Raw genomic sequence first — 18490 nt, 5'->3', positions numbered from 1 at the left:
TCAGGCTGCCGGTCACCTAGGCCGGCGCACCCTCGGCATCTTGCCGGACAATCTCGCGCAACGACTGCACCAGATAGTCCGGCTCCTGCGCACCCGAGATCAAATAACGGCCATTGATCACAAAGGCCGGCACGGACGAGATACCGGCTTGCTGCCACTTGGCCTCATCGGCGCGCACGATGTCGGCAAAGCGGTCAGTGTCCAGCACCTGCTCGGCCTCGGCTGCGTCCAAACCGGCCGCGCGCACCGCCTCCAGCAAGACGCCTTTATCGCTGACGTCTTTCGCTTCGCCAAAGTAAGCGTCAAACAGGGCCTGCTTCATCGCCGTCTGCCGACCATGCTCGGCCGCCCATTTGACCAGCCGGTGTCCATCAAAGGTGTTGGCGGTGCTGCGTTCCTGCATATGGGTAAAATTCAGCCCCAGATCGGTGGCGATACGGATCATGTTGTCCTGCGCCGCCCGCATCTCGGCTTCGGTACGGCCGTATTTACGTGACAGTGCCTCGACGATGGGCATCGGCTGCTGATTCGGGTCAGGGTTGAGTTCAAAGGCATGCCACTCGACCTGCCCATCGATCTCACCCTTGAGCGTGGTCAACGCCTGCTCCAGGCGCGCATAGCCGATGGCGCACCAGGGGCAGGCAATGTCGGAAACGATATCAATGGTCAGGCTTTGCATGGGCTTGCTCACATCAGGAAAAAAGTCAGTACTCAGCGTACACCCTTGCCAGCCAGCTTTCACCGCGCATCAGCCACTGCTATAACAGCGAATAAGCCCGTTACCGGAATCCGCCCCATGCTGCAACTACGCCCCAACTGCGAGTGCTGCGACACCGACCTGCCAGCCGATGCCAGCAACGCCCTGATCTGCAGTTTTGAATGCACCTTTTGCCAGACCTGCGCAGCACAGCGCTTTGGCGGACGCTGCCCCAACTGCGGCGGCAATCTTGTCGCCCGGCCCGTCCGACCAGCATCGCTACTGCAGCGCTACCCCGCCAGTCGCGAGCGGGTACTCAAGGCGCATGACAGCTGATGAGCCTGGCGGCCCTGCTGTCACTGTTTCTGGCCCTGATCGCCCTCGCACTGCTGCCCAGCAGCAGCGTTGCCCTGGTCGTCGTGCGCAGTGCCGAGCGGGGCATCGGCCATGGCCTGGCCGCCGCAGCGGGCATTACGCTGGCAGATCTGCTGTTGGCCGCACTGGCGCTGGCCGGCTGGCAGGCAGCAATGGAAAGCCTGGGCTCCCTGTTCCAACTATTGCGCTGGCTGGCTGCGGCCTATCTGGTCTGGTTTGGTTGGACGCTCTGGTTCAGGCAGCCGACAACCCGCCCACCCTCTGGCGCTGCAGGCAGCTGGGGCACCAGCCTGCTGGCCGGGCTGATGTTGACCCTCGGTGATATCAAGGCGTTGGTGTTTTATGCCAGTTTCTTCCCGCTCTTTGTGGCCGCCCCACTGACACCGCTGTTATGCCTGCAGGTGCTGGGCACCACCGCAGCCGCGCTGCTGCTGGTCAAGGGGACGTATGCGCTGCTCGGTAGCCGACTGTCCAGCCCGCTTGAGCAGCCTGCCGCCCGCAAGCTTGGGGGCGGTTTGATGATTGGCTGCGGCCTGTGGCTTGCCAGTCGCTAGGGTCTGTTGCCGTTTCGCTCTCCCGTCTGTTGCTGCCTGTAAAGCCGCCAATCAAGGAGCGAAAAACGTGGCGTGGTCATTCCACCACAAGCGACCGGCAACGCAGCATGGCCGAAAAAGGGCCGCCGGTAAGCGAGTGAGCGAAACGGCAACAGACTCTAGCCTAGACATTAGTCGTAAAACGCCTGCCGCCACGCTGAACTATAGTCGTAAGTGGCTTGCCTGAGACAAAGGCATCCCCTTAAAACAAGACCCAACCGCACAGGAGCCCCACCCCATGAGCGCAGCGATCCTTCTGCTGATCGGGCTGGTATTGATGTCCCTCGGGTACCTCATTTACTCACGCTTTATCGCCCAGCGTATTTACCGCCTCGACCCGGACTTTCGTACTCCGGCGCACGAATTTGAAGACGGCATCGACTTCGTCCCCACCAACCGCTTCGTTCTCTGGGGCCACCATTTCACCTCGGTTGCCGGCGCTGCGCCCATTGTGGGCCCGGCCATTGCCGTTATCTGGGGCTGGTTGCCCGCCTTTCTCTGGGTGGTCATGGGCACCATCTTTTTCGCTGGCGTGCACGACATGGGCGCGATCTGGGCCAGTGTGCGCAACAAGGCAAAATCGGTCGGCTCGCTGACCGGCGACGTGGTCGGCAAGCGCGCCCGCAGCATTTTCATGATCGTCATCTTCCTGGTACTGCTGATGGTCAACGCCGTATTCGCTGTGGTGATCGCCAAGCTGATGATGAACTTCCCCACTGCGGTGCTGCCGGTGTGGGGTGCTATCGTCGTCGCCCTGATCGTCGGCCAGCTAATTTATCGCCGCATCGTCAGCCTGCCGGTGGTATCGGTGATTGGTGTGGTGGCGCTGTATGCACTGATCTGGGCCGGCCCCAGCGTGCCGATTCAGATGCCCGCCGAGGTAGCGGGCATGTCCGGCAACGCGGTGTGGATTCTGCTGCTGTTTTTGTATGCCGGTATCGCGTCGGTCCTGCCGGTGTGGATGCTGCTGCAGCCGCGTGACTACATCAACGGACTGCAGCTGTTTGTTGGCCTGCTGATTCTCTATGGTGCCATCGCCCTGCTCAATCCGGTGCTGGTAGCCCCGATGATCAACAACGATGTGCCCGCCGGCACCCCGTCGCTGCTGCCCCTGCTGTTCGTGACCATTGCCTGCGGGGCCATTTCCGGCTTCCACGGACTGGTCGCCTCCGGTACCACCTCCAAACAGCTCAACAAGGAAACCGACGCCCGCTTTGTCGGTTACTTCGGCGCCATCGGCGAAGGCTGTCTGTCACTGGCAGCGATTCTGGTCGCCTGTGCCGGCTTTGCCAGCCTGACGGACTGGAAAGCCATGTACTCGGCCTTTGGCCAAGGCGGTGTAACGGCTTTCGTTGAAGGCGGCGCCTACGTGATCCACAACGGCCTGGGCCTGCCGCAGGTCACAGCAGCGACCCTGCTGACCGTGATGGCCGCGCTGTTCGCCGGCACCACCATGGACACGGGCCTGCGCCTGCAGCGTTACATCTTCCAGGAATGGGGCGAAATCTATAACCAGCCATGGATGAAAAAGCCGCTGCCGGCTACCTTGCTGGCCATCGGCACCTGCCTGCTGCTGGCCTTTGGTGCCGGCGGTGCAGACGGCTCCGGCGGTATGATCATCTGGCCATTGTTCGGCACCACCAACCAGCTGCTGGCCGGCCTGACCCTGCTGGTAATCACCGTCATGCTGGTGCACATGCGCCGCCCCATGTGGTTTACCCTGCTGCCGTTGTGCTTCCTGCTGCTGATGACCGTGCTGGCTCTGGTGCTGCAGCTCAAGACCTTCTTCGAACAGGAGAACTACTTCCTGCTGGGGCTGGATATCGTGGTACTGGTGGCGGCGATTCTGGTAGCGCTGGAATGCGCCGCAGCGCTCAAGCGCCATCGCGCCCTGGCGGCTACGGAGCAGCCTGATGCCGACTAAACGCAGTGACAGTTGGCGGGCCTGGCTGAGCCAGGCCCGTTTCTTCCTGGAGGAGAGCTACAGCGCGCGCTATCGCGGCGCCATTGCCCGCAGCCGTCGTGACCACGATGACCTGTTCATGCTGCTGGTGTTCAGCGAAATGATGGGCGTGCCCAACCCCGCCGCCTACTACACGCTGGAGCTACAGCCGCTGCTGCTTGAGCGCTTTCATGACTGGCATCGACGCATGGGCATGGAACACTCGCCACTGGATCATTTCCGCTGCTGCTGAACGGGAGACCTTTTATTTCAGCCAACCTTTCCAATCTGCTCGAGCGCCGCCTGATCTGGGTCGGCGGCAAGGGCGGTGTGGGCAAGACCACCGTGTCGGCCGCCCTCGCCGTGCTGGCCGCCCAGCGCGGCAAGCGCTGCCTGGTGGTTTCCACCGACCCGGCCCACAGCCTGGGTGATGTGTTTGCCCGGCCGCTCGACGACCATCCCCGCCGTCTGCTGCCCAACCTGGATGCCATGGAAATTGATCCGAACGCCGAGGTGGACGCTCATCTGGCGCGGGTCATCGAACACATGCGCAAACTGGCCGCGCCGGAAATGTTGCAGGAGCTGAAGCGCCAGATGCAGCTGACCCGGCATTCACCCGGCACCCAGGAAGCAGCGCTGCTCGAGCGCATCGCGCGGCTGCTGACGGCGCCTCCGGATGACTACGACCTGATCATCTTTGATACCGCGCCCACCGGCCACACCCTGCGCCTGCTGACGCTGCCCGAAGCCATGGCAGCCTGGACCGACGGCCTGCTCAGTCACAACCGCAAGTCTGCCGAGCTGAGCAAGGTATTGCAGCACCTGACGCCACGCAGTGGGCGCGATCTGGCCAATCCGCTGGCCGACCCCAACGAGGATCAGCTCAGTGGACTGGACCGCCGCAGTCGCGACATAGCCGACACCCTGCGCAAGCGCCGCCGGCTATTTCACCAGGCCCGGCGTCAGCTGGAAGATCCGGTACAGAGCGGCTTTCTCTTTGTGCTGACACCCGAGCGCCTGCCGATTCTAGAAACCGAACGCGCGGTCAGCGCACTCAGCGAAGCAGGCATTCCGGTCGTCGCGACCCTGGTCAACCGGGTCATTCCCGGCGACGCCGACGGCGATTTTCTGCGCCGGAGGCGCGATCAGGAAGCGCAGTACCTGCGGCAGATCGAACAGGCCTTCGCTGCGCTGCCGCGCCCCCAGTTGCCGTGGCTGGAGACCGATGTGCAGGACATCCCTGCGCTGGAGCAGGTCGCAGCGCTGCTCGCCAGGCAGGGCTTCTGACGCCGTTATTGCAAGGTCAGCGGTTGCCCGGCCTCACGACGTACCGTCTGCCATTGCTCCAGCGTCTGGGCAGCCTGCTCACCTGCCAATGAGTCCAGGATCTCGAAATAGTCCTGATGCAGCGGGTCAGCCATCACCTCGGCACGCGGTTTGATACGCACCGCGTACACCGTCTGCAGGTTCTGGTGATCAAATGTCCGCCAGGTCTGGGTATCTTTCAGCAATTCATAGCTGTGCCCTTCCAGCGCACGAATCAGCGTTTCGCTGTCCAGTGAGCCTGTGCGGGTGACCGCATCGGCCCACTGATAGACGATGCTGTAGGCTGACGCGGCCGAGCTGGACGGGTAGGTTTCATAGCGCTCGACAAAGTCACCGACAAACTCCTCACCCCGCGCATAGCCAAATTGCGCCGGCACATTCCAGGCCCAGGGCACCGCGCCCATCACCCCCGCCATGACCGCGGGACCGGCCTGCTCGACCATGCTCAGGGTCAGGTTGGGCACCACCACCTGGACATCATCGAAACGCAGCTGCCGGACAATGCTCATCGCCTTGACCATCTGCTCGCCAAACAGCACCAGCACCAGTACCTCGGGATCGGCATCCTTGGCTTTTTGCAGCGACTCGCGCATTTCACGCAACGACGCATTCGGGAAAGGCACCAGCGTCGCGCCGTGCGTCTCGGTCGAGGTGGTATCAGTAAAGTGCCGCATCGACTGCTCGGTGCTGTGCCCCCAAGTGTAATCGGCGGTCACGTAGTAATAGCGCTTGCCGGCGAACTGCTTCTGCAACTGGGCTGACAGCACCCGCGCCGCCATCCAGGCGTTGTAGCTCTCGCGGAACATATAGCGATGTCCGGCCGCGCCGGTGGTGTCGTTGGAGTAGGTCAGGGTGCCGAAGTAGAGCAGCCCGCGCTCACGAGCACGCTGTCCCGCCGCAATCGCCACCGCACTGGAGGCGCCACCAAACAGCATGCGGGCGCCTTCGTTGGCCAGTTCGTCCACGTTGCGGCGTGCACGCTCGGGATTGGAGGCCGAGTCACGCTCCAGTAGCTGCAACGGCCGGCCCAGCACGCCCCCCGCCTGATTGAGCTCGTCCACTGCCAACAGCGCCCCACGCATCTGCATCAGGCCCTCCTGGGCATATTGTCCGGTGCGAGGCAGGTTCAAACCGAGATAAATGGGGTCAGCTGCAAAGGCCAGTGAACTCCAGCCAAACAGCAGGGTTGGCAGCAGGCAACGCGACAAACGGGCAATAAACGGGCTCATGACAGACATCCTTGAATCGGCAGCACGAATTATGGGTTTTGGATACGGTCAGCGTGCTGATCTACATCATAGGTAACACAGCAAGATGACAACCTGCAGTGTGCTTTGGTCGCAGTTGGCGACCAGATGCGGTGGCAAGGCCGACCTGTCAGTGCTATACACAGGAGCTGACACACCACGGAAGGTAATGCCGATGTCGACAATCGACGACACTCTCAGCAACGCCCATGCGATTCTCGCTGGGGCGCAGGCCAAGATCGATCAACTGCGCAACATCAACCCGTTCTTTATTGACCTGTCCCTGCGCGAAAACCCGGTTGGTGCGCGCGTTGGCCAAACCCTGCAGGACAAGCTGGCCATTCTGCCCAAGGTGCGTGAATTCGGGTTCGACAGCATCCTGCTGGGCACCCTCGACTACTCCATGCCCGATGAGCTGGAGGTCGACGACGACTTCATGATGTACCTGCGTGACCATCAGATCGACATGACCGGCTGCTACGCCTTCACCGATATCGGCCTGGTCAACGACGCGGGCGAGTTCACGCCCTCTCCTTCCATGCTCAAGCTGCGTGACTATGGCGTCCCCAATACCCTGCACGAAATTTACCTGAGCCAGGACGGCATGAGCGGCCAGTATGACTTCGCCACCCTGCGGCGCAGCCTGCCGGCCAGCATCGCCTGGCTGCAACAGAACATTCGCGGCGATCACGGCGGCGCTCCCAAGATTCTGATCAACGTCGTCGACGGCTGTGACGCCTTTGCCGACAACCCGAGCGAGACGATCGAGATTCTTCAGTTGCTGGCCCAGCAGCCGATTTTTGGCCTGAGCATGGAAGATGATCGCGGCACCTACCTGCCCTTTCAGGTCGGCGCCTTTGTCGCCGTGGCGCGCAGCTGCCTGCCCAGCCCACTCAAGCTGCTGGTGCACATGCATGCTGGCGGCGGGTTCGAGAACGCCTCGGTGCTGGAGGCCCTGCTCAATGGCGCCGACGGCGCCTGGGGCGGCCTGCCCAAGCGCGCTGCCATCATTGGCCACGCCTCGCTCGGGGAGCTGATCGCCAACCTGGTGCGGGTTGGCAACCCGCACATGGCCCAGAACTATCAACTCGATCAACTGTTGCCGCTGGCCACCGGCCTGCAGGTGCTGGACGAGGAAGAGGCAGTACCGGACGATCTGCCGATTCTCGGCCACAACGCCTATCGCTTGCCGCTGAGCTTTTTCCGCCAACGACCAGACCGCTTTATGGACCTGATACCCGAGGCCATCGGCGGCACCTATCGCTACCGCATCTGCCCGGTTGTCAGCGATGCAGCTGTCATTGCCGGACGCCTCGCGGAGGTCACCGGCGAGCCAGCGAGCAACTTCGGGCAACCCGTTCTGGAGCAGATGATTCGGCTGATGCGCCGCGAACTGCGCGCCGGCGAACGCATTGTCTATGATCAACCAGAGCAGCTGATGGCACTGTACCAGCGCGCGGTACACAGCCTCACGGACACACAATCGCCACAGTGAACAACCATAATGGCCACTTGGCATGAAGCCTGCTAACGTTTATCCGTGACAGATTGACACCATCCGCCAGAAGAGATGTGACCATGACCGACATCGCCACCGAAATTGCCCATGACAGCGCGGTATACAAGACCCTGCTGGAATCGACCAAGGCCATTCCGTGGAAGATCGACTGGAAGACCATGGCTTTCACCTACATTGGCCCGCAGATCGAGCACCTGCTGGGCTGGCGGCAGGACAGCTGGCTGAGCGTGGACGACTGGGCCACCCGCATGCACCCGGAAGACCGCGAGTGGGTGGTCAACTTTTGCGTATCGCAGTCACAATCCGGCACCGACCACGAGGCGGACTACCGCGCCCTGACTGCCGATGGAGACTATGTCTGGATTCGCGATGTGGTGCATGTGGCGCGGGACGAAAACGGCGAGGTAGAAGCGCTGATCGGCTTTATGTTCGACATCAGCGAGCGCAAGAAAACCGAAGAGAAGCTCAAGGCTCTGCAACGAGAGCTCGAAGAACTCTCGTTCAAGGACGGCCTGACCGGCGTCGCCAACCGGCGCATGTTCGACTCCATTTTGCAGCTGGAATGGACCAACGCGCGTCGCAACGGCCAACCGCTTTCACTGATCCTGCTGGATATCGACTACTTCAAACAGTACAACGATCATTATGGCCACATTGCCGGTGACGACTGCCTAAAGCGGGTTGCCAAGGTACTCAGCGGCGCGGCGGCCCGGGCCAGAGACTTTTTCGCCCGCTACGGCGGAGAGGAGTTTATTCTGGTGCTGCCGGAAACCGACGCCAGCGCCGCCGAGCGTGTGGCCGAGCGTTGCCGGGCACTGCTGTTCAAGGAGCAGATCACTCACGCCAACTCACCGGTCAGCCAGCTTCTGACCATCAGCATGGGTATCGGCACCATTACCCCGAGCCAGCGGGACGACCCGCGGGCCTTTCTGGACAAGGTCGACCGCAGCCTTTATCAGGCCAAGCAACAGGGCCGCGACCGCATGATCAACAACGGCTGATCATGCGGGCGTGCTGCTGGGCGGCACAACGCTGGCTGCTAGCTGCCAGCCAGCAGCAACCAGAGCGAATACAGCCCCAGCAGCAGGAAGGCAAAGGCAGTAACACGGCGGATCAGCGTCAGCGGCAGACGCTCGGCAGCCACATTGCCCAAGATCACCACCGGTACGTTGGCCAGCAGCATGCCGACCGTTGTCCCCAGAACAACCCAGACGTAAGCATCAAATTGCGCCGCCAGTACCACGGTCGCAATCTGCGTCTTGTCACCCATTTCAGCCAGGAAAAACGCAATCACGGTTGCCACGAAGGCGCCGTAACGTCCGACCGGCGGCGCTTCGTCTTCGTCCAGTTTGTCCGGAATCAGCGTCCAGGCAGCAACCGCCAGGAAGGAAACGGCAAGGATCGCGTGCTGCCAAGTGTCATTGAGGTAATCGGCAACCAGCTGACCGATGGCGCCAGCCATCGCGTGATTGACCACAGTCGCAACCAGAATGCCCCAGATGATCGGCCACGGACGGCGAAAACGGGCAGCCAGCAGCAACGCCAGCAGTTGGGTTTTGTCGCCGATCTCAGCCAGCGTGACAATCCCGCTTGATACGAAAAAAGCTTCCACGGAGGTTCCAGAAGAGGGCGGGATTACGATTCCATTGACACACGACTACCCCCGCCCTCGGCTGGTGGTCGCGTGTCAAAGGTCTCGTCAAACCCGGTACCGCGCAGGGCGGTGGAGGGTCGCAAACGCCATGATCTGCGGATCAATTATGTTGACGTTTGCCAGTGCAAGCAGGCGCTTGCGGAGAGACTACTCCCCTAAGACGGACGCAAATATAACGGCAACGGCAAGCCGAATCAACCCGGTGCGACCGCTGAGTAAACCTTGAAGCGGTTATTCTCGCGCAGCACGTGACACGGTCCGATGTGCTGTTCAATCAGCGGTGGATAGCGCAAAAAGCCGTTGGCAACGATGCGTAACTCGCCGCGCGGCAGCAAATTACGCGTGACCTGATTAAAGAAGCGCTCGGCAATGCTGGTGTCCTGGCGGATGCCGGTGTGGAACGGCGGATTGCTGATCACGGCCACAAAACGGCCGTGCACGTCGCTCAACCCATCCGAGGGATAAACCTCTGCCTCGATGCCGTTGAGCGCCAGAGACTGACCTGCGCAGTAAATTGCCAGCGCATCGATATCCACCAGCTCGAAGCGGCAGCCCGAATTACGCCGCGCCATGACAATCGATAGCACGCCGGAGCCACAGCCAAAGTCGAGCACGCGCCCTTCAGGCAGCGCACGCTGCTCGGCCAGCAGCAGCTCACTTCCCTCGTCCAGCCGACCATGACTGAACACGCCGGGCAGGCTGACCAGTTGCAGCGGCTGATCATCAATACTCAGTTCGTAGCGCTGCAGCCAGTCTTCCAGCTGGAACGGTGCGACCGGCTGATCGACCACCACCCGCCAGAGCTGACAGTGACGCGCCGAGTCCAGCTTTTCAGGCTGCGCTCCGTAGCGCCCCAGCAGCTTCTCCGCGCGGGTGATGCCGCCCTTCTTCTCACCGACCAGATACACCGCCTTGCCCTGCGCCAGCAACGGCACCATCTGCGCCAGCGCATACTCCGCGCGCTCGATCGCCTTGGGCATGACCAGAATTGCCGCATCCAGATCATCGACCTGCGGACACAGATGCGAGAACACCAGGCGATCCTCCGGCAGCGCACCGGCCGGGCCGCGACTGGACGCATAATCCCAGCTCCACACCGTCCAGTCTGCCGCCAGGCTGCGCGTCAGACCATCGGCCGCGGGATTGACCAGCAGTAGTCGCTGACCGCTGAACAGCTCGGCGCTGCGCTCAAGAATCTGGCTGGTGTTGTCCATCGGGCTCTCCACTGATCAAAGGGGCGCATTGTAAGGGATGTGCTGATCCAGGGAAGCACAGATCAACTCAGTCAGGTGCCACGCGGCTTGGCGCGGCGGGTGGGTTCGGCCTGCAGCGGGTCATCCGGCCAATAATGCTTGGGATAACGCCCCTTCATGTCCTTTTTTACCTCGGCATAACTGCCCTGCCAGAACCCGGCCAGATCCTGAGTAACCTGCACCGGACGCTGGGCCGGCGAGAGCAGATGCAGCTTGAGCGCCTGCCGACCTCCCGCGATGCGCGGCGTATCGGCACTGCCAAACATTTCCTGCAGACGCACAGCGAGTACCGGCGGCGTCTCGCTGTAATCGATGCGAATGCGCGAGCCGGTCGGCACTGTCCAGTGGGTCGGCGCCTGTTCGTCCAGCTCTTTGGGCAGCGGCCAGGGCAGCAGTCCGGCGAGGATGTTGCCCAGCTCCAGATTGGCGAAGTGGGCGAGCCGGGTGACCTTGTCCAGATAAGGCGCCAGCCAGTCTTCCAGGCTGGCGAGCAGGGCCTCGTCCGACAGGTCCGGCCAGCGGCTGTCCGCAGCTTGCGCAAGATCCAGCTCGCGCAGCAACATGACCCGCGCCTGCCACTGACGCTGCTCCGGCTTCCACGGCAGCAGGTTGATGCCCTGACGTCGCACCACCTCACAGAGCGCGCGTTGACGCTGCTCCGGCGCCACGTTCGGCAGGGCTTTACGACGCCAGACCAGCTCGCCGATCCGCTCTTGCCGTTCGGCCATCAGGGTCTCGCTGCGGCTGTCCCACTCCAATGTGTCACGCGTCGCCAGCATGCTTGGTTCCACCGCCAGCAGACGCTCAACGTTCAGCTCGGCGGCCATGAATATGCGCGCCTGGCGCTGACCACCCTGCCCACCCAACGCCGCCACGGCCAGCCACTCGCACTGCTGCAGGCGATCGACGTCGACAAAGCCGGCCGAGCGGCGATTGGCCAGACGGTAGTCTGAACCCGCCGCACCACGGCGCTGGGCAATACGATCCGGGTAGGCCAGCGCCAGCAGCACGCCATGCCAGTCATCACTCTGCGGATCGCTGACCGGGTCGGTACACGGCAGGCGGCTTAGCATGCGCTTCCATTGCTCTACCAGTCGTTTGGCACGCTGCAGCGCGCCACGATCGACATCGGCCCCGCGCGGGTCGTCAAACAGGCCAAGTCGGGTACCAAGATCAGCGTTGTCGGCGCGGCGCAGCAGATCGCGTTCATCGACTACCGCTGCGATACGCGCCGCCAATTCGCCCAGCCCAAGGCGCTGCCCCTCGACCAGCATATGCGCCAGCCTCGGGTGCATTGGCAAGCCCGCCAGGACGCGGCCATGCTCGGTCAATTGCCAGTGGGCGCCATCGCGCACCAAGGCGCCCAATCGCTCCAGCAGCTCCCTACCCTGCTGCAACGCAGCGGCAGGCGGCGGGTCGAGCCAGACCAGTTCACTGGGCTCTTGAATACCCCACTGAGCCAGTTGCAATGCCAGCGGTGCGAGATCGGCCTGCAGCATTTCGGCGTCGCGCTGCGCAGCCAACTGCTCATGCTGCTGCGCCGACCACAACCGATAGCAGACACCGGGCTCCAGCCGCCCCGCACGGCCAGCGCGCTGCTCCGCCGCTGCGCGGGATACCCGGCGGGTCTGCAGGGCACTCATGCCCGACAGCGGATCAAAAGCGGCCTCGCGTGACAGGCCGGCATCCACCACCACCCTGATGCCTTCAATAGTCAGGCTGGTCTCGGCAATGGCGGTCGCCAGCACGATCTTGCGCGCACCCTCCGGCGCTGGCGCAATTGCACGGCGCTGCGCGGTCAGATCGAGATCACCATACAATGGAGTCAGCAGCACCTTCGGCTGGTCGCCCAAGGCCTCTTCCAGGCGCGCCAGCACCCGGCGGATCTCGGCCATGCCCGGCAAGAACACCAGCACGCTACCCGCCTCCTCATCCACTGCGCGCAGCACGGTCTGAACGACCTCGGCATCATTTGCCCGACCCAACGTCGCCGGCGCGCCATAGCGTATATCCACCGGGTACTGACGCCCTTCGCTGGTGATGATCGGCGCATCATCCAGCAAGCTGCTGACACCCTCGGTATCCAGCGTTGCCGACATGACCAGCAATCGCAGCGGTGGATCATCGCGCAGGTACTGCTGGGTCTGCACGCACAGCGCCAGCCCCAGATCCGCATCCAAACTCCGCTCGTGAAACTCATCGAAAATCACCACGCCGACACCCGGCAGCTCCGGATCGTCCTGCAGCAGACGCTGCAATATGCCCTCGGTAACCACCTCGATGCGCGTCGCTGCGCTGACCTTGCTCTCCAGCCGAATGCGATAACCGACCGTTTGCCCAACCGGCTCACCCAGCAACTCGGCCAGGCGCTCGGCAGCCGCTCGCGCCGCCAACCGTCGCGGCTCGAGCATGATGATCTTCTGCCCGGCCAGCCAATCGCACCTCAGCAATGCCAACGGCACCAAGGTGGTTTTGCCCGCACCAGGCGGTGCCTGCAGCACCACCGAGTGATGCGCACTGAAGGTCTGTTGAAGCTCGGGCAGTATCTGGGAAACGGGCAGGTCGTTCATGGGGCCTGGACTGACTGAAATGAGCCCGCATTATAGCGGCCGGAGGCTTCCCGTCACGCAGGCCGCCGGCTATGCTAAAGCCGATTTCCAGTCAACCCTCTGCTGTGAGCGCCTCGCGTGAAAACCCGACTCAAACCTCTGGCCGCCATCGTGCTGTGCGGCAGCCTTATCACCCAACTCAGCGCCTGCGGTTCGATTTTTTACCCCGAACGGCGAGGCCAGATCAGCAGCCAGATTGACCCAGGCGTCGCCATCCTCAATGGCATCGGCCTGCTGATCTACATCATCCCGGGCCTGATCGCCTTTGGCGTCGACTTCGCAACCGGTGCCATCTACCTGCCGAATGGTAAATACAGCGTTGCCCCGGAGACCCTGCAGCAGGCAGTCGACGCCGACGGCCAGGTCGATACCGCCATGCTGCAGCAGATTCTCAAGCAGCAGCTGGGACAGGATCTGCCGCTCGCCGAAGCGACCCAGATCAAAGCCGAATCACTCAGCCAACTGGCCCTGCTGCAACACACTGGCCGCGGCTGATGAGTTCACCGCTGGCCACCAGCGAGGAGCGCGCCCGGCTGCTGCGGCTGGCGACCCGCGCCTCGGTCGCCGTTGCGCTGCTGCTGATCGCGCTAAAGGCCACGGTCTGGATGAGCACCGGCTCGGTCAGCCTGCTGGCTGGCCTGATCGACTCGCTGATGGACGCAGCCGCGTCGATCATCAACCTGTTTGCCGTTGGCTACGCCCTGAAGCCCGCTGACAAGGAACACCGCTTTGGCCACGGCAAGGCAGAGGCGCTGGCTGGGCTGGCGCAGTCTGCCTTTATCACCGGGTCAGCGGTGCTGGTGCTGCTGCAGGGCATCAACCGCCTGCTGAATCCCGAGCCGCTGGATACCGCCTGGGCCGGTGTGGCTGTGATGGTGTTCTCTATCGCCGCTACGCTCGGCCTGCTGATGATCCAGAAACACGTTATCGCCCGGACCCAGTCCACCGCCGTCGGCGCCGACGCCCTGCATTACCGCTCCGACCTGCTGCTCAACCTCAGCATCATCATCGCGCTGCTGCTCGCCCAGTTCGGCATTCAGCAGGCAGATGCGCTGTTCGGTCTGGGTATAGCATTGTTCATCGGCTACGGCGCCGTGCGCATCGGGCTGGATGCCATTCAGATTCTGATGGACCATGAACTGCCTGACGACGTGCGTGCCGAGGCCCTGCGCATCGCCCGCGCCGTACCCGACGTCATCGACGTGCATGACCTGCGCACCCGTCAGTCCGGGCAACATTGGTTTATGCAGCTGCATCTTGAGCTGCCGGCCACGCTCACCCTGGCTGAGGCCCACGAACGGGGCGAGCAAGCCCGGCTGGCGATCATGGCGCGCTACCCGCAGGCCGACGTACTGGTCCACAAGGACCCGGCCTGAGCGCATAAAAAAAGGCGAGCTGCCTGCAGGGCAGCTCGCCTTTTTACGTCCCCTTCCATCCTCTTGGGATGATGCCTTTGCTCCCGTGCCTTGTGGGCTGGGTAACCGGTTTGCCGCACATCTTCTGGATGTTCTGGCTTCGCTTCGCCTTGTGGACGCAGCGATCTGGACGACCGGCTCTGGCTGAATCTGTTGAACATGGTATCGCGACAGCCCGGACATTAATTCCCTCTTTTTGCACAAATGCTTGCCAATGGCGCAATAAAAACCTAAAAATCAGACAACACCAGCAATCGGTTAAAACCTATGAATTCTCTCAACCTTGATCGCTACGACCTGAAGATCCTCGCCGCCCTGCAACACGACGCCCGCATCAGCAATCAGGAGCTGGCCGAACGCATCGGCCTGTCCCCCTCGCCCTGCTCGCGCCGGGTCAAGCAACTGGAAGAAAGCGGCCTGATCCGCCGCCAGGTGGCCCTGCTCGATCCTGCCAAGCTGGGTCTCAAGCTGACCGCCTTTGTCATGATCGGCATGGACCGTCACACCCCGGAGCGCTTCGCCGGCTTTGAAAAGGTGATTGCTCAGTGCCCCGAGGTCCTCGACTGCTGCCTGGTCACCGGCATGGACGCCGACTACCACCTGCGCGTGGTGGTGCCGGACATGGAGCACTATCAGCAACTGCTGCTGGGCACGCTGACGCGCATTGAAGGCGTCTCCAGCGTGCGCTCCAGCTTCGTGCTTCATCAGATCATTGCCAGTACGGAGCTGCCGCTGACGCATTTGAGCAAGCGCTGATTTATCGGTGCGACACCGCTATACTGGCGCCCCACTTTTGCGCCGGAGTCGCCTGTGAATTACGAACAGTTCGAAGCCATTGCCATGCCCCTGATGATTTTCGGGCTGGTTGCCTTTATGGGTTTCATCGTCTGGGATCTGGCCAAGCAGTCCAAGGCCGGCCGCTACGGTACCGCCGTGCTGTTCTTTGCGCTGGGCCTGGGTGTGGCCGCCTTCATCGTCAAGGAAGTGTTGATCATGGTGGTCGAACACTGACCAATTCAGCCGCTTTTCTGGCTGTTTTCCCCGCTGCTCCAACGTCTGAATCCTGATTCACTAGCACTCAAAGAAGTGAACCAGGATTCAGAACATGGCCTACCGCACCACCGCCAGCCGCATCGAGCGCGATCAAGCGCTACGCGAACACATCCTCGACTGCGCCGTACAGCAGGTCGCCGAGGGTGGATTCAGCTCGCTGACCATGAGTACGCTGGCGCGCAACGCCGGTGTGGCCACCGGCAGCCTGTACCGGCATTTCTCCGGCAAGGGCGAGCTGGCTGCCGACGTTTTCGTCAAGGCCACGCGGCTTGAGCTGGATACCCTCAAGCAGCAGTTCCAGGCCAAAGGCCGCGCGGTCGACCGCCTGCGCAACGGCCTGACCCAGTTTGCCGCGCGCGCCTGGCACAGCCGCCAGCTCGCCTATGCCCTGATTGCCGAACCCGCCGAAGAAGAAGTCGAGACCCAGCGTCTGTACTACCGTCAGGCCTATGCATCGCTGTACGGCGAACTGATCGCCGAGGGCATCGCCGACGGCAGCTTTCAGGTCGAGAACATTCCGCTGACATCCGCCTGCGTGGTCGGGGCTGTCGCCGAATCGCTGGTCGGCCCGCTCTCACCACAGGCCCGAGCAGACCGCGAGAGCGGCCTGCCCAGCGAAACGCTGGAGGCCGTTACCCTCGCCATTGTTCGTTTCTGCCTGCGCGCCATCAACGCCAAGGAGGTTCCATGAGCCAGTTACAGCAGTACGCCGAAACCCACGAAGTCACCAATCAGGTCCCACCGCTGGAAGGCATCAACCTGTATCGCGCCGACCTGCCACTGCAGGAATGGGTGCATCGCTACCAGGGCGACTGGGCCGACATGCAGCTCAACGCCTACGGCCAGCTGGCAGGCGGCGCGCTGATGGAGGCGGGCTTCCTGGCTAATGAGAACAAGCCGGTATTCAAGAGCCATGACCGCTACGGTCACCGCGTGGATACGGTCGACTTCCACCCGGCGTATCACGAACTGATGGCCGCCGGCATCAAAGCCGGCATCACCAGCGCACCCTGGAACGATCCGCGCCCAGGCGCACAGGTTGCCCGTGCAGCCACCATGTACCTGCACAACCAGGCCGAGGCAGGCACCAGCTGCCCGATGACCATGAGCTTTGCCTGCGTCCCCGCGCTGCGCCTGCAGCCCGACATCGCCAAGACCTGGCTGCCGAAGATCCTGTCCGGCCAGTACGACCCGCGCAACCTGCCGATTGAGCAGAAGAGCGGCGCCACCATTGGCATGGCGATGACCGAGAAACAGGGCGGCACCGACGTGCGCGCCAACACCACCCGCGCCTACCCGGTGGGTGTCGGCGGTCCGGGGCAGGCGTATGAACTGGTCGGCCACAAGTGGTTCTGTTCAGCGCCAATGTGCGACGCCTTCCTCACCCTGGCGCAGACCGACAAGGGCCTGAGCTGCTTCCTGCTGCCGCGCCACCGCCCCGACGGCAGCCGAAACGAATTTTACGTGCAGCGCCTGAAGAACAAGTTGGGCAACTGGGCCAACGCCTCCAGCGAGGTCGAGTACCGCGGAGCGCTGGCCTGGATGGTTGGCCCGGAGGGGCGCGGCGTACCCACCATCATCGAGATGGTCTCGCTGACCCGCTTCGACTGCATGATCGGCTCCAGCTCGCTGATGCGCCAAGCGCTGACCCAGGCGACGCATCACTGCGCGCACCGCACCGTAGGCACGCGGGTTCTAAGCGAGCAGCCGCTGATGCAAAACGTGCTGGCCGATCTGGCGTTGGAAAGCGAAGCCGCGTTGGCCCTGACCATGCGCATGGGCAGAGCGCTGGACAACGCCCACGATGCGCAGGAGGACAAGTTCGCTCGCCTGGTCACCGCCATCGGCAAATACTGGATCTGCAAACGCGCGCCCGGCATGATCAACGAAGCACAGGAGTGCCTGGGTGGTGCCGGCTACGTTGAAGAAACCATCCTGCCGCGCCTGTACCGCGAAGCGCCGGTCAACTCGATCTGGGAAGGCTCAGGCAACGTGCAATGTCTGGATGTTCTGCGCGCACTGTCCAAAGAACCGGGCGTGCTTGATGCCCTGTTCATCGAACTCGGTGACGGCCACGGTTCCAGCGCGCTGAAACAGCGCATCGAGCACATCAAGCAGCACTTTGCCGACACCGACGACATTCAATACCGCGCCCGCCAACTGACCGAAGATGTCGCCATCGCACTGCAGGCCAAACTGCTGCTCGAAGCAGGCAACAGCACGGTATCCGACGCCTTTATCGCCAGCCGCCTGGGCGAGCACGGGCAAGCGTATGGCACACTGCCGCGCGGCATAGATGTGGCGGCGCTGGTCACCCGCTCCACACCGGCCAACCTCTGAGGGATGCGCATGAACAGAACACAACAAGAGATCGAAGCACTGGTTCGCAGCGGCTTTGACCGCGCCGCCTTTCTCAGCGACCTGGGTGTCAAGCTGGTTGCCTGCGGGCCCGGCTGGGTCGAAACCGAGCTGCCGATTCTCCACCGTCACAGCCAGCAAAATGGCTTCGTCCATGCTGGGGTGCAAGGCACCATTGCCGACCACAGCGCTGGCGCCGCCGCCGCCACGCTGCTGCCTGAGGGCTACGCGCCACTGACGGTCGAGTTCAAGCTCAACCTGCTGCGCCCGGCGCTGTGTAAGACCCTGCTGTGCCGCGCCGAGGTACTCAAACCGGGCAAGCAGATCAGCGTCGTCGAGGCCGAGGTATTCGCATTACAGGAGGGTAAGAAGCGGCTGTTCAGCAAGGCCACCGTCACCCTTGCCGTGGTCTCAAGTGATGGGCTGGCCTAGGGTCTGTTGCCATTTCG

The 18490-nt window shown here is 62.7% G+C and carries 19 protein-coding genes and 1 riboswitch; of the genes, 14 read left to right on the top strand and 5 right to left on the bottom strand.

Annotated elements, in window-relative coordinates; genetic code table 11:
- Positions 1-16: 16 nt before the first annotated feature.
- Positions 17-679 carry a DsbA family oxidoreductase gene (locus ASB58_RS03045; RefSeq protein ID WP_118129299.1) on the bottom strand — a complete coding sequence of 221 codons (663 nt, stop codon included), beginning with the start codon at positions 677-679 and terminating at the stop codon, positions 17-19.
- Positions 680-796: 117 nt separating this feature from the next.
- Here ASB58_RS03045 and ASB58_RS03040 point away from each other — a divergent pair, with 117 nt between their 5' ends.
- The 5 genes from ASB58_RS03040 to ASB58_RS03020 all read left to right on the top strand — a co-directional run bounded on the left by ASB58_RS03040 (position 797) and on the right by ASB58_RS03020 (position 4894).
- Entirely contained in the window at positions 797-1033 is a 237-nt protein-coding gene (locus ASB58_RS03040; RefSeq protein ID WP_118129298.1) for a DUF1272 domain-containing protein, read from the top strand.
- On the top strand, positions 1033-1626 hold the full coding sequence (locus ASB58_RS03035; protein ID WP_118129297.1) for a LysE family translocator: 594 nt from the start codon (positions 1033-1035) through the stop codon (positions 1624-1626). The genes ASB58_RS03040 and ASB58_RS03035 overlap by 1 nt, the downstream gene beginning before the upstream one ends.
- 277 nt (positions 1627-1903) lie before the next feature.
- The gene (locus tag ASB58_RS03030) at positions 1904-3589 is read left to right on the top strand and encodes a carbon starvation CstA family protein (protein ID WP_118129296.1); all 1686 of its coding nucleotides are present in this window, start codon (positions 1904-1906) and stop codon (positions 3587-3589) included.
- On the top strand, positions 3579-3860 hold the full coding sequence (locus ASB58_RS03025) for a cory-CC-star protein (protein ID WP_096003510.1): 282 nt from the start codon (positions 3579-3581) through the stop codon (positions 3858-3860). Before ASB58_RS03030 ends, ASB58_RS03025 begins: the two co-directional genes overlap by 11 nt.
- On the top strand, positions 3803-4894 hold the full coding sequence (locus ASB58_RS03020; protein WP_328587542.1) for an ArsA family ATPase: 1092 nt from the start codon (positions 3803-3805) through the stop codon (positions 4892-4894). Before ASB58_RS03025 ends, ASB58_RS03020 begins: the two co-directional genes overlap by 58 nt.
- Before the next feature lie 5 nt (positions 4895-4899).
- On the opposite strand, the gene ASB58_RS03015 is transcribed toward ASB58_RS03020, so the two are convergent.
- A complete protein-coding gene (locus ASB58_RS03015; RefSeq protein WP_407920668.1) occupies positions 4900-6141 on the bottom strand; it encodes an ABC transporter substrate-binding protein in 1242 nt (413 codons plus the stop codon).
- Positions 6142-6355: 214 nt separating this feature from the next.
- Here ASB58_RS03015 and ASB58_RS03010 point away from each other — a divergent pair, with 214 nt between their 5' ends.
- Entirely contained in the window at positions 6356-7675 is a 1320-nt protein-coding gene (locus tag ASB58_RS03010) for a beta/alpha barrel domain-containing protein (protein WP_096003507.1), read from the top strand.
- 83 nt (positions 7676-7758) lie between these two features.
- On the top strand, positions 7759-8700 hold the full coding sequence (locus ASB58_RS03005; RefSeq protein ID WP_118129293.1) for a GGDEF domain-containing protein: 942 nt from the start codon (positions 7759-7761) through the stop codon (positions 8698-8700).
- Between the two features lie 38 nt (positions 8701-8738).
- Here ASB58_RS03005 and ASB58_RS03000 read toward each other — a convergent pair whose 3' ends face one another.
- The 3 genes from ASB58_RS03000 to hrpB all read right to left on the bottom strand — a co-directional run bounded on the left by ASB58_RS03000 (position 8739) and on the right by hrpB (position 13176).
- Positions 8739-9311, bottom strand: coding sequence for a TMEM165/GDT1 family protein (locus ASB58_RS03000; RefSeq protein WP_118129292.1), 573 nt, complete (start codon positions 9309-9311; stop codon positions 8739-8741).
- A 25-nt stretch (positions 9312-9336) separates the two neighbouring features.
- Positions 9337-9521: riboswitch (yybP-ykoY riboswitch) on the bottom strand.
- 26 nt (positions 9522-9547) lie between these two features.
- On the bottom strand, positions 9548-10567 hold the full coding sequence (locus tag ASB58_RS02995; RefSeq protein ID WP_118129291.1) for a methyltransferase: 1020 nt from the start codon (positions 10565-10567) through the stop codon (positions 9548-9550).
- 71 nt (positions 10568-10638) lie between these two features.
- Positions 10639-13176: an ATP-dependent helicase HrpB gene (hrpB, locus tag ASB58_RS02990; protein ID WP_118129290.1), complete on the bottom strand. Its 2538-nt coding sequence runs from the start codon at positions 13174-13176 to the stop codon at positions 10639-10641.
- A gap of 117 nt (positions 13177-13293) precedes the next feature.
- Here hrpB and ASB58_RS02985 point away from each other — a divergent pair, with 117 nt between their 5' ends.
- The 7 genes from ASB58_RS02985 (at position 13294) to ASB58_RS02955 (ending at position 18473) form a co-directional block, all read left to right on the top strand.
- Positions 13294-13710, top strand: coding sequence for a polyribonucleotide nucleotidyltransferase (locus ASB58_RS02985; RefSeq protein WP_118129289.1), 417 nt, complete (start codon positions 13294-13296; stop codon positions 13708-13710).
- Between the two features lie 11 nt (positions 13711-13721).
- Positions 13722-14591 carry a cation diffusion facilitator family transporter gene (locus tag ASB58_RS02980; RefSeq protein ID WP_328587541.1) on the top strand — a complete coding sequence of 290 codons (870 nt, stop codon included), beginning with the start codon at positions 13722-13724 and terminating at the stop codon, positions 14589-14591.
- Between the two features lie 306 nt (positions 14592-14897).
- Positions 14898-15386: an Lrp/AsnC family transcriptional regulator gene (locus tag ASB58_RS02975; RefSeq protein WP_118129287.1), complete on the top strand. Its 489-nt coding sequence runs from the start codon at positions 14898-14900 to the stop codon at positions 15384-15386.
- A gap of 84 nt (positions 15387-15470) precedes the next feature.
- Positions 15471-15641, top strand: a complete 171-nt coding sequence (locus ASB58_RS02970; protein WP_096003743.1) for a DUF2788 domain-containing protein — start codon at positions 15471-15473, stop codon at positions 15639-15641.
- Between the two features lie 94 nt (positions 15642-15735).
- On the top strand, positions 15736-16374 hold the full coding sequence (locus ASB58_RS02965) for a TetR/AcrR family transcriptional regulator (protein ID WP_096003500.1): 639 nt from the start codon (positions 15736-15738) through the stop codon (positions 16372-16374).
- Complete coding sequence (locus ASB58_RS02960; protein ID WP_096003499.1) at positions 16371-18023, top strand: acyl-CoA dehydrogenase family protein; 1653 nt, start codon at positions 16371-16373, stop codon at positions 18021-18023. The genes ASB58_RS02965 and ASB58_RS02960 overlap by 4 nt, the downstream gene beginning before the upstream one ends.
- Before the next feature lie 9 nt (positions 18024-18032).
- Positions 18033-18473 (top strand): PaaI family thioesterase, encoded by a 441-nt coding sequence (locus ASB58_RS02955; RefSeq protein WP_118129286.1) that lies wholly within the window; start codon positions 18033-18035, stop codon positions 18471-18473.
- Positions 18474-18490 lie beyond the last annotated feature (17 nt).

It is taken from the genome of Pseudomonas abyssi, from assembly GCF_003444685.1.
GTDB lineage: Bacteria > Pseudomonadota > Gammaproteobacteria > Pseudomonadales > Pseudomonadaceae > Halopseudomonas > Halopseudomonas abyssi.
This window is presented reverse-complemented; position numbering and strand designations above follow the sequence as displayed.